At 74.8% G+C, this 9,773-nt stretch carries 14 protein-coding genes; 10 read left to right on the top strand and 4 right to left on the bottom strand.

The features are described from left to right. From PV341_RS23380 to PV341_RS23365, 4 genes are all read left to right on the top strand, one after another. Window positions 1-218, top strand: a 218-nt coding sequence (locus PV341_RS23380) for a hypothetical protein (protein ID WP_500358907.1), incomplete at its 5' end; no start/stop codon positions are given. 57 nt (window positions 219-275) lie between these two features. Beyond that, window positions 276-728, top strand: coding sequence for a DUF4442 domain-containing protein (locus PV341_RS23375; protein WP_500324986.1), 453 nt, complete (start codon window positions 276-278; stop codon window positions 726-728). A gap of 233 nt (window positions 729-961) precedes the next feature. Beyond that, complete coding sequence (locus tag PV341_RS23370) at window positions 962-1,165, top strand: hypothetical protein (RefSeq protein ID WP_500324985.1); 204 nt, start codon at window positions 962-964, stop codon at window positions 1,163-1,165. Between the two features lie 116 nt (window positions 1,166-1,281). Continuing rightward, window positions 1,282-1,935: a DedA family protein gene (locus PV341_RS23365; RefSeq protein ID WP_500324983.1), complete on the top strand. Its 654-nt coding sequence runs from the start codon at window positions 1,282-1,284 to the stop codon at window positions 1,933-1,935. A 19-nt stretch (window positions 1,936-1,954) separates the two neighbouring features. On the opposite strand, the gene PV341_RS23360 is transcribed toward PV341_RS23365, so the two are convergent. Beyond that, on the bottom strand, window positions 1,955-2,488 hold the full coding sequence (locus PV341_RS23360) for a gamma carbonic anhydrase family protein (RefSeq protein WP_500324982.1): 534 nt from the start codon (window positions 2,486-2,488) through the stop codon (window positions 1,955-1,957). Window positions 2,489-2,544: 56 nt separating this feature from the next. Here PV341_RS23360 and PV341_RS23355 point away from each other — a divergent pair, with 56 nt between their 5' ends. The 3 genes from PV341_RS23355 to PV341_RS23345 all read left to right on the top strand — a co-directional run bounded on the left by PV341_RS23355 (window position 2,545) and on the right by PV341_RS23345 (window position 5,437). Further along, window positions 2,545-3,465, top strand: coding sequence for a pseudouridine-5'-phosphate glycosidase (locus PV341_RS23355; RefSeq protein ID WP_500324980.1), 921 nt, complete (start codon window positions 2,545-2,547; stop codon window positions 3,463-3,465). Window positions 3,466-3,505: 40 nt separating this feature from the next. Next, window positions 3,506-4,282 (top strand): acyltransferase, encoded by a 777-nt coding sequence (locus PV341_RS23350; RefSeq protein WP_500324978.1) that lies wholly within the window; start codon window positions 3,506-3,508, stop codon window positions 4,280-4,282. A gap of 81 nt (window positions 4,283-4,363) precedes the next feature. Further along, window positions 4,364-5,437 (top strand): NAD(P)/FAD-dependent oxidoreductase, encoded by a 1,074-nt coding sequence (locus PV341_RS23345; protein ID WP_500324977.1) that lies wholly within the window; start codon window positions 4,364-4,366, stop codon window positions 5,435-5,437. A 28-nt stretch (window positions 5,438-5,465) separates the two neighbouring features. On the opposite strand, the gene PV341_RS23340 is transcribed toward PV341_RS23345, so the two are convergent. After that, window positions 5,466-6,038: an XRE family transcriptional regulator gene (locus PV341_RS23340; protein ID WP_500358906.1), complete on the bottom strand. Its 573-nt coding sequence runs from the start codon at window positions 6,036-6,038 to the stop codon at window positions 5,466-5,468. A gap of 67 nt (window positions 6,039-6,105) precedes the next feature. After that, window positions 6,106-6,969 carry an EamA family transporter gene (locus tag PV341_RS23335; protein WP_500358905.1) on the bottom strand — a complete coding sequence of 288 codons (864 nt, stop codon included), beginning with the start codon at window positions 6,967-6,969 and terminating at the stop codon, window positions 6,106-6,108. Window positions 6,970-7,064: 95 nt separating this feature from the next. Here PV341_RS23335 and PV341_RS23330 point away from each other — a divergent pair, with 95 nt between their 5' ends. Genes PV341_RS23330 through PV341_RS23320 form a run of 3 tightly spaced genes read left to right on the top strand, consistent with a single transcriptional unit; the run spans window position 7,065 to window position 9,054 of the window. Further along, window positions 7,065-7,637, top strand: coding sequence for a helix-turn-helix domain-containing protein (locus tag PV341_RS23330; protein WP_499516750.1), 573 nt, complete (start codon window positions 7,065-7,067; stop codon window positions 7,635-7,637). 41 nt (window positions 7,638-7,678) lie between these two features. Further along, the gene (locus PV341_RS23325) at window positions 7,679-8,236 is read left to right on the top strand and encodes a YbaK/EbsC family protein (protein WP_500324972.1); all 558 of its coding nucleotides are present in this window, start codon (window positions 7,679-7,681) and stop codon (window positions 8,234-8,236) included. Beyond that, window positions 8,233-9,054: a GNAT family N-acetyltransferase gene (locus PV341_RS23320; RefSeq protein ID WP_500324970.1), complete on the top strand. Its 822-nt coding sequence runs from the start codon at window positions 8,233-8,235 to the stop codon at window positions 9,052-9,054. The genes PV341_RS23325 and PV341_RS23320 overlap by 4 nt, the downstream gene beginning before the upstream one ends. On the opposite strand, the gene PV341_RS23315 is transcribed toward PV341_RS23320, so the two are convergent. Beyond that, complete coding sequence (locus PV341_RS23315) at window positions 9,029-9,547, bottom strand: GNAT family N-acetyltransferase (RefSeq protein WP_500324968.1); 519 nt, start codon at window positions 9,545-9,547, stop codon at window positions 9,029-9,031. The two genes, PV341_RS23320 and PV341_RS23315, sit on opposite strands and share 26 nt — an antisense overlap. Window positions 9,548-9,773: the final 226 nt, after the last annotated feature.

The raw sequence follows: 9,773 nt of genomic DNA, 5'->3' as shown, positions 1-9,773 counted from the left end.
CCCCCGCCGGGGCCGGTGCCGGGCGGCTTCGGCCCACCCGGCACCGGCCCCGGCGGGGGCCCCCACAGCTGCGGAGGCTGCTGGTAGGCCGGGTGCTGCTGCGGCTGGTACGGGGCGGGCTGCTGCTGCCCCCACTGGGGCTGGTTCTGTGGGGGCTGCTGCGGATACTGCGGTTCCCCCGGCTGCTGCTGTCCTGGCCACATGGCTGGAAACACTAGGGGTTGTGCGGCCGCGGTTCCATGGAAGCGATGATTACCTGCTGGTAACATCCGGCCATGTCCGAGAACCAGCCCCAGATAGGCGAGCTCATGGCGGCCACCGTGCCGATGGCCGCCACCCTCAGCATCGAGTTCCTGGAGACCACCGCCGAGCGCGCCGTGGTCCGCCTCCCCGACCAGCCCGCCTACCACAACCATGTCGGCGGCCCCCACGCCGGCGCGATGTTCACCCTCGCCGAGACCGCCAGCGGCGCCGTCGTCCTGGCCGCCTTCGCCGACCAGCTCTCCCGCGCCGTCCCCCTCGCCGTCCGCGCCGAGATCGGCTACAAGAAGCTCGCCATGGGCCCGGTCACCGCCACCGCCCAGCTCGGCCGCCCCGCCGCCGACGTCATCGCCGACCTCGACAAGGGCGAGCGCCCCGAGTTCCCCGTCACCGTCGCCCTCGCACGCGAGGACGGCGCCGTCACGGGCGAGATGACCATCGTGTGGACCCTCCGCCCCAACTCCTGAGCGACGCCCGGGTGCCGCACCCCGGTGCCCGACCGGGCGCCGGGACGGGCATCGCGAATCCGTTGCGAACTCGCCCGCCCCGCACGCGCAACTCCCCTGTTGACGCCGGACGCGTCCGGTTCCAAGATCGTGGCTTCTGCGGTCTTCGTGCGGCCGGAGCGGTTCCGGTTCCATGTCCCGGCTCAGGCCACACGGGGTCACGGAGCGACCCGAGAGCCTGGAGGGCTGCCCCCATGTCGTACCTGATCGTCGGCTTCGTCAGCCTGTACGGCGGCGTCCGGGCACTGTGGCTCCGACGGCGGCAACTGGGCCCCGAGGCGGCGCGGTCCTCGTCGGTGATCCTGCGGCCGGGGGTGCTGGCCGTCCTCGCGGGTCTCGCTCTCGCCTGCGGGGTGTTCCTGCTGGCCGACGGGATCCTCGTCATGGCGCAGGGCTGAGCCCGCGGGGTCCGGCCCGCGGCGACACGCTGATGCCCACGTCGGATACGCTGCAACGACGTGCGCGCACCGGCGCGCCGACCGACATCCGACCGCCCTAGGGGGAGGAAGCGGCCTTGCACGTCCAGGAGTGGCTCGGCACGATCCCGCCGGTGAGCGTCTACCTGCTGGTGGGCCTCGTGATCGGCCTGGAGAGCCTGGGCATCCCGCTGCCGGGCGAGATCATCCTCGTCAGCTCGGCCCTGCTCGCCTCCCAGGGGCACGTGGACCCGTGGGTGGTCGGTGTCTGCGCCTCGGCGGGGGCGATCGTGGGCGACTCGATCGGCTACGCCATCGGCCGGCGCGGCGGGCGGCCGATGCTGGACCGGCTGGGGCGGCGCTTCCCCAAGCACTTCTCGCCGGCGCACATCGCGGCCGCCGAGGCGTCGTTCACGCGCTGGGGCATGTGGGCGGTGTTCTTCGGGCGCTTCGTGGCGCTGCTGCGGATCTTCGCCGGCCCGCTGTCGGGCGTGCTGAAGATGCCGTACTGGAAGTTCCTGGTCGCCAACGTCCTCGGCGGCATCGTGTGGGCGGGCGGCACCACGGCCGTCATCTACTACGTGGGCATCGTGGCCGAGCCGTGGCTCAAGCGCTTCTCCTGGATCGGCCTGGCGGCCGCCGTGCTGATCGGCCTCGGCTCGTTCCTCGTCGTGCGGCGCCGTGCCAAGGCCGCGGCGAAGGCCCACGAGGCCGCGCCGGAGGCGGACGCCGTGGCGGCGGCCGCCGACTGAGCGGTCGGCCCCGGGGCGGTCAGTCCCGGGCGAAGGCGGCCCGGTGGGCGTCGGCGAGCTGGACGTAGTGCTCGGCGTTGATCCGGACCATCTCGCGCTCCTCGGTGGTCAGCTCACGGCGCACCTTCGCCGGTACGCCCGCCACCAGCGACCCCGGGAGCACCCGCATGCCCTGGGGGACGAGCGCACCCGCCGCGACGAGCGAGCCGGTGCCGATGTGGGCGCCGTTGAGGACCGTGGCGCCCATGCCGATTAGCACGTCGTCCTCGACGACGCAGCCGTGCAGCACAGCGTTGTGGCCCACCGTGACGCCCGCGCCGATCACCGCGGGGAACCCGGGGTCGGCGTGGACCGTGGAGTTGTCCTGGACGTTGCTGCCCTCGCCGACGCTGATCGACTCGCAGTCGCCGCGCAGCACCGTGTGGTACCAGACGCTCGCGCCGGCGGCCAGCGTCACGTCGCCCAGCACCACCGAGGTCGGCGCGGTGAAGGCGGCGGGGTCCAGGTGGGGCGTACGCCCGGCGACGTCCGCGATCAAGGCTCTCTCCGTCATGGGGATCACCGTAGTCCGGTGATTGCGCCCCTCGCGTGGCGGGTAGCGCGTACTGCGTGCTGAAGTTCTCCGACGAAGTGATCATCGCGCTGGAAACCGGTGCCCCGGTCGTCGCCCTCGAGTCGACGATCATCTCCCACGGCCTGCCCCGTCCCCGCAACCACGAGGTGGCGCTGGAGCTGGAGGCCGCCGTGCGCGAGGCCGGCGCCGTCCCCGCGACGATCGCGGTGCTGGACGGCGTGCCGTGCATCGGGCTCGACGGGAAGGGCCTGGAGCGCATCGCCGGCGACGAGGGGATGCGCAAGCTCGGCCACCGCGACCTGCCCGTCGCGGTCGCCACCGGCGCCAGCGGCGCCACCACCGTCTCCGCCACGGCCTTCCTCGCCGCCCGCGCCGGGCTGCGCGTCTTCGCGACCGGCGGACTGGGCGGCGTGCACCGGGGCTGGACCGAGGAGCAGGACGAATCCGCCGACCTGAGGCTGCTCGCGGGCACCAGGATCACCGTCGTGTGCGCCGGGGTGAAGTCGATCCTCGACGTGCCCGCCACCCTGCAGCGCCTGGAGACCCTCGGCGTCACCATCGTGGGCTACGGGACGAGCGAGTTCCCCGGCTTCTACCTCAGCGGCTCCGGGCAGCCCGTGGACTGGACGGTCGGCACGCCCGACGAGGCCGCCTGCGTCATGGCCGCCCAAGACGACCTCGACGGGCCGCCGTCCGCCGTGATCCTCGCCAACCCCGTGCCGGAGCACGAGCAACTCGACCCGGCCCTGCACGACCGCGTGCTGGCGCAGGCGCTGGCGGCCGCCGAACGCGAGGGCGTCACGGGGCAGGCCGTCACGCCGTTCCTCCTCGGTCACCTCGTCGAGCACACCGGCGGGGCCAGCCTGGAGGCGAACCTCGCCGCCGTGCGCGGCAACGTCCGCCTCGCCGCGCGGGTCGCCGTCGCGTGGACGGAACGCGGCGCACATCACATCTGATCGCCCGGCCGCGCCGCGGCGCCCTCGGTACGGTGAGCGGGTGCCGAAAAACGAGAACCTGTTCTCCTCCGCGGCGGCCTGGCGTCGCCGGGCCGTCTCGCGTCTGGTGCACCGCGGCTGGCGGTGGGTCCAGGACGCGGGTGCCGTCTCCGCCGAGCGCCCCGGGCCCTTGCGCTTCGGCCGGATCGGCGCGGGCACCCGGCTGGCGTTCCCGCAGGGGACGGTCTTCGGCGAGCGGTGGATCCACCTCGGCGAGTGCTGCATCATCGGCGAACAGGTCACGCTGACGGCCGGGATGATGCCCGGCCTCGACCTCGGCCCCGACCCCGTCGTCCGGCTCGGCAACGGCGTCGTCCTCGGCCGCGGCAGCCACGTGATCGCCTCCCGGCCGGTCGTGTTCGGCGACGACGTCTACTGCGGGCCGTACGTCTACGTGACGAGCGACAACCACTCCTACGACGACCCGCACGAGCCCATCGGCCGCCAGTGGCCGCGCTCGGCGCCCGTCGAGATCGGCTCGGGGAGCTGGCTCGGCGCGGGCGCGGTGGTCCTGCCGGGGGCGCGGATCGGGCGGAACGTCGTCGTCGCGGCGGGGGCGATCGTGCGGGGCGAGGTCCCCGACCACTCGGTGGTGGCGGGCGCGCCGGCGCGGGTCGTCCGGCGCTGGACGCCCGAGCGGGGGTGGGAGCCGCCGCTGCGGACGCCCGCCCCGGTGCCGGTGCCCGCCGGCGCGACCCACCAGCAGCTGGCCGCGCTCGCGGGGCTCGACCCGGAACTCCTCGCGGGATTGGAGGAGAAGCTGGCCTCCGAGGCGTGACCGGTCCGGGCGTGCGCGGCGCCTCTTGCCGAAACGGCACGGAACGTTGCCTCCACCGGCGGCCGGAGTGATCGTGCCGCCATGGACGAGAACAAGAGCGGCATCGGCGGGAACGGCATCGAGGCACCGGGCGGCGTGTGGGACGTCGTGGTCGTCGGGGGAGGCGCCGCCGGTCTGTCCGGCGCGCTGACCCTGGCACGGGTGCGGCGGTCGGTGCTGGTGATCGACGCGGGCGAGCCCCGCAACGCCCCGGCCGCCGCGGCACACGGACTGCTGGGACGCGACGGCATCGCCCCCCTGGAACTGCTGCGGAGGGGGCGGGAGGAGGTCGCATCCTACGGCGGCCGCGTCGTCGCCGGTAGCGTCACGGCGATCCACCGCGACGGTGGCCGCTTCGGGGTCGAGTGCGCGGACGGACGGCGGACGGCGGCCCGGCGGGTCCTGGTGACCTCGGGCCTGGTCGACGAACTCCCGGACGTGCCGGGCCTGGTGGAGCGATGGGGCAGGGACGTGGTGCACTGCGTGTTCTGCCACGGCTGGGAGGTCCGGGACACCGCGGTCGGGGTGCTTGGCAGCTTCCACCAGGCCCTGCTGTTCCGGCAGTTGTCCGAGGACGTGACGCTGTTCCTGCACTCCGGCACGAATCTGACGGACGATCAGTGGGAACAGCTCGCCGGGCTGCGCGTCGGCGTCGTCGAGGGCGCCGTGACCGGTCTGGAGACCGACGACGCGGACCGGCTGGCGGGGGTGCGCCTCGCCTCCGGGCAGGTGATACCGGTCCGCGTGCTCGCGGTCGCCCCTCGCTTCACGGCACGGGCGTCCTTCCTCGGCGGTCTCGGCCTGGCCGTGCGGGAGCATCCGGCGGGCTTCGGGGAGCAACTCGCGGTGGATGCCTCCGGCTTCACCGGCGTCGACGGCGTGTGGGCCGCGGGGAACGTCGGCGACCTGATGGCGGGCGTTCCGGCTGCGGCGGCGGCCGGGACGACCGCGGCCGCCGCGATCGTCATGGACCTGCTGACGGACGACGCCCGTGCGGCCGCCCGGGCCCGGCGGCCCGCCGGCACCGGGGTTTTCAGCGGGCGGACGGAGGCGGAGGTCACGCGGCGCGTGCTCGGGGTGCGCCGGCACGGCCTGGACCCGCTGACGGGGGCGTGAACCCCCCGTCACCCCGGTCGCCCCGGCCTCAGGCGGTGCGGGCCCGCAGATGGGCCCGCTCGCCCTGGCGCCCGAACAGGACGAGCAGTTCGACGGGGTCATCGCCGTCGGGGCCGAGCCGGTGCGGGACGTGCGTGTCGAACTCGGCGGCCTCGCCGGGCTTCAGCACCACGCGCCGGTCGCCGAGGAGCAGCAGCAGGCGTCCGGCCAGGACGTAGACCCATTCGAAGCCCTCATGGGTCTTCAACTCGGGCTCCGTGCCCGGGTGCGGCGGGATCAGCAGCTTGTGCGCCTGGATCCCGCCGGGTCGGCTCAGCGGCACGTACGTCAGACCGTCGCGGGTGACCGGCCGGAGGTGGATGCGGGGATCTCCGGTGCGGGGCGCGCCGACGAGCCCGTCGAGCGGCACCGAGTGGACCTCCGCCAGGGTCAGCAGCAGCTCCAGGGTCGGCTTGCGGCTCCCGCCCTCGAGGCGGGACAGGGTGCTCTCGTTGATCCCCGTCCGCTCGGCCAGCTCGGCCAGGGTCATGCCGCGGCGGCGCCGCAGCTCCCGCAGCCGGGGCCCGACGGCGTCCAGCACCTCTTTCCTCGTGACGTCCACGCCCCCAGGTTGCCGAAACGGCAGGGGGGATTGCAAGTGCGGCAAGCGGCGGGCGGGCGGTGCGCCGTCAGCCGGCCGCCAGCAGGACCGATCCCGCCAGGGCGAGGCCGGCGCCGGCCGCCTGGACGGGGCGGAGCCGCTCCCCGAGGACGCCCCGGGCGGCGAGGGCGGTGACGACGGGGTACAGGGAGGCCAGCACCGCCGCCACCGCGACGGGGCCGTGGTGCGCCGCCAAGGCGTAGGAACCGTTGGCCGCCACGTCCGCGAGGCCCACGAAGGCCAGTGCGGGCAGGCTGCGCCACACCGTCGGCAGGCCGCCCTCGGGGAGCGACGGTGCACCCCGCCGCACGGAGACCGCGAGGGCCGCCCCGCCCACGGCGACGTTGCAGACGCGCTGGACGAACAGCGCCAGGAAGAGCCCGGTCACGGTGTGGGAAGCCTCCGCCACGAGCGACATGACCGCGCCGAAGCCGAAGGCCGCGACCAGGGTCATGGCCACCGCCTGCCGCTGTACGGGCGCCCCGCGCAGCTCGGGCCCGCCGGCCAGGACGATGCCCACGACGGCCACCGCGATGCCCGCGTACTGCACGGTCCCGGGGCGTTCGCCGAGCAGCAGCCCCACGCTCACCGGGACCGCCACCCCCACCGTGGCCAGCGGCGAGACGACGCCCATGGGGCCGAGGGCGAGCGCGCGGTAGAAGCAGAGCATGGCGACCGGGCCGATCAGCCCCGCGGCCACGGCGAACCACAGGCGCGGGGAGGCCTCGCTCCAGCCGCCCGTCGCGACCACGACCGCGCCCAGCACGACGGCGGCCACGCCCTGCGACACGACGACCACGGTGAGCGCCGGGAAACGGCGGGTGAGGAGCCCGCCGCCGAAGTCGGCGAGACCCCACAACAGGCTGGTGGCCAGGGCGAAGACCGCGGTCATGGGGCTCCCTCGCAGTACAGTACGGTGAACAGTGCAGTACACCCCACAGTAGTACAGTGAAGTGAACTCCAGCATTCATCATATTGGACGGTACGGTGCCGGACCTCGACCTGATCGCCCAGTCGCTCGCGCGCAACGTCAAGCGTCTGCGCCTGGAACGGGGATACAGCCTCGACGCGCTCGCGGCCCGCGCCGGCGTCAGCCGCGGCATGCTGATCCAGATCGAGCAGGCGCGCACCAACCCGAGCCTGGGCACCATCGTCCGCATCGGGGACGCGCTCGGCGCGAGCCTGGTGAACCTGCTGGACTACGCGGACGGGCCCAAGGTGCGGCTGGTCCCCGCCGACCAGGCCGTCGAGCTGTGGAGCACCCCCGCCGGCAGCCGCGGTCTGCTGCTGGCCGGCGGGCAGGCGCCGGGACCGCTGGAGATGTGGGCCTGGCGGATCATGCCGGGCGAGGGCCACGACTCGGACGCGCATCCGCCGGGCACCGTCGAACTGATCCGGGTGGACAAGGGTGAGCTCACCCTCGTCGTCGACGGGCAGGAGCACCGCGTGCCCGCCGGGACGACCGCCAGCTTCGAGGCCGCGGCGCCGCACGGCTACCGCAACCGGGGCACCGAGGTGACGGAGATGACGCTGGCCATCTCCGTCCCCGCCCCCCAGTGAGACGGCGCCGCCAACTCCCGGGATTTGTTAGCGTTCCGGACATGCGCGCACCCATCGGCACCTTCACCGACGTCCACCCCGCCGTGGAGAAGCTCGACCTGCTTCCGGCCCCCGTCGCGGCCGCACTGACCGCCTGGAGCGGGCAGGTGCCCGTCGAGGAGCTGCTGCTGGTCGACACCGACCCGGAGAAGGCGGACACCGCGGTCTTCACCGAGACGTACGGGGTCGCCCTGGAGCAGTCCGCGAACTGCGTGGTCGTCGCGGGCAAGCGCGGCGGGGAGGTGACGCTCGCCGCCTGCGTCGTCCTCGCCACCACGCGGGCCGACGTGAACGGCCTCGTGCGGCGTCATCTCGGCGTGCGCAAGGCCTCGTTCGCGCCGATGGACACCGCCGTGGGCGAGAGCGGCATGGAGTACGGCGGCATCACCCCGATCGGGCTGCCCGCCGACTGGCCGCTGCTGGTCGACGCGGCGGTCGCGGACACCCCGTACGTGATCATCGGCAGCGGCCGCCGGCGCGGCAAACTGCTCGTGCCCGGCAAGGCGCTGGCCTCGCTGCCGGGCGTGGAACTGCTGGAAGGGCTGGGACTCCCCGCGTGACGGATCTGCTGGACCGCCTGGAGCGCTACTACGACGCCGTGCCCCGCGCGGGCGCCCGCGCCGAGGAGCACGGCCCGCTCACCCTCTTCGTCCGCGAGGGCGTCGGCTGGCCCTTCTACGCCCGCCCGACGCCCGGCGCCGACGGCACCGTCGGCCGGGCCGACGTCGACCGGGTCCGGGCCCGCCAGCGCGAGCTGGGCGTGCCCGAGTGCTTCGAGTGGGTCGCGGAGACCACCCCCGGCCTCCGGGAGGCGGCGCAGGCGTCCGGCCTGGCCGTGCACGAGCACCCGCTGATGGTGCTGGATCCGCTCGTCCCGTCCCCGCCGCCGCCGGAACTCCCCGCGGACGTCGGCGTACGGCTGCTCCGGCCCGGTGACCCCGCGCTGCCCAGCGCGCTCACCGTCCCGCACCTGGCCTTCGCGCAGCCCGGCACCGCCGTCGGCACCGCCGGGCGGGCGGAACTCGCCGCCGCGCTCCCGCTGCACGCCGCCCCGGGACTCGTCGCGACCGCGGAAGCCCGACTGCGGGCCGGGCTCACCGTCCACGCCGCGGCCGTCGAGGACGGCACCGCGCTGTGCGCGGGCCAGTACAACCCCGTGGGCGAGGTCTGCGAGATCGTCGGCGTGGGCACCCTGCCCAGCGCCCGCCGCCGCGGCCTGGCCCTCGCGGTCACCGGCGCGCTCGTCGCCGAGGCCCGTGCGCAAGGGCTGACCACCGTGTTCCTGTCGGCGGGCGACGAGGCCGTCGCCCGGATCTACGCCCGGCTCGGCTTCCGCCGGGTCGGCACGGCCCTCATCGCGGAGCCGTCCGCCCCCTGACCGGCCGCCGCGACAGGTCCAGCGACAGCGGGATCGAGTGCTCGGCGAACCCCAGGCTGCGGTAGAGCGGTTCCGCCTCCGGGGTCGCGTGCAGGTCGACGCGGGTCACGCCCTGTTCCGCGAACCACGCGAGCAGGGCCCGCGTCGTCGCCCGCGCGTACCCCAGGCCGCGGTAGCGGGTGTCGGTGCAGACGTTGAAGACGAAGCCGAACCGGCCCGCCGGGTGCCCCGGCGCGGGCAGCCGCTCCTCGACCCGGCCCACCGCGCACGCCGCCAGGTGCGGCCCGTCCGCGACCGCGGGGTCGCCGTCCACCACGAACGCCCCCAGCCACCGCGCGCCGCCCCCGCCGAGCTGCTCGCGCGCCCGCTCCTGCGCGGCCGCCTCCCAGGGACCGGGCTCGTCCCGCCCGCTCATGGCCAGGAACATCAGCCGCCGCAGCCGTACCAGCTCGGCGGCGTCATCGGGTCGGGCAGGGCGTACGGGACCGGGCATGTGCGCACGCTACAACAGGGCATCAGGCCCTACGCAGCGGATTTCCGGCGCGTCCGTCGGCACCGCCGCGAGGTCCCCAAGGAGGGCGGTGCGGGCACGACGGTTGTCCGCGACGACGCGGCCGCCTTTGTCGACCAGGTCGGCTTTCCCCGGAGGCGGGTCGGGTGTTGCCGCTATTCCGGGAACACGAGAGCGCGGCTGCGGCCGCCGAGCGCATCATCGCGCC

The sequence above is a fragment of the Streptomyces sp. PA03-1a genome (assembly GCF_033792805.1).
Lineage (GTDB): Bacteria > Actinomycetota > Actinomycetes > Streptomycetales > Streptomycetaceae > Actinacidiphila.
This window is presented reverse-complemented; position numbering and strand designations above follow the sequence as displayed.

What these genes read in the sequence shown, in the direction of transcription:
- PV341_RS23375 (WP_500324986.1), top strand. Translation starts at nt 276, where the DNA reads ATGTCCGAGAACCAGCCCCAGATAGGCGAGCTCATGGCGGCCACCGTG.
- PV341_RS23315 (WP_500324968.1), bottom strand. Translation starts at nt 9,547, where the DNA reads ATGCCCGGTCCCGTACGCCCTGCCCGACCCGATGACGCCGCCGAGCTG.
- PV341_RS23345 (WP_500324977.1), top strand. Translation starts at nt 4,364, where the DNA reads ATGGACGAGAACAAGAGCGGCATCGGCGGGAACGGCATCGAGGCACCG.
- PV341_RS23325 (WP_500324972.1), top strand. Translation starts at nt 7,679, where the DNA reads ATGCGCGCACCCATCGGCACCTTCACCGACGTCCACCCCGCCGTGGAG.
- PV341_RS23360 (WP_500324982.1), bottom strand. Translation starts at nt 2,488, where the DNA reads ATGACGGAGAGAGCCTTGATCGCGGACGTCGCCGGGCGTACGCCCCAC.
- PV341_RS23335 (WP_500358905.1), bottom strand. Translation starts at nt 6,969, where the DNA reads ATGACCGCGGTCTTCGCCCTGGCCACCAGCCTGTTGTGGGGTCTCGCC.
- PV341_RS23370 (WP_500324985.1), top strand. Translation starts at nt 962, where the DNA reads ATGTCGTACCTGATCGTCGGCTTCGTCAGCCTGTACGGCGGCGTCCGG.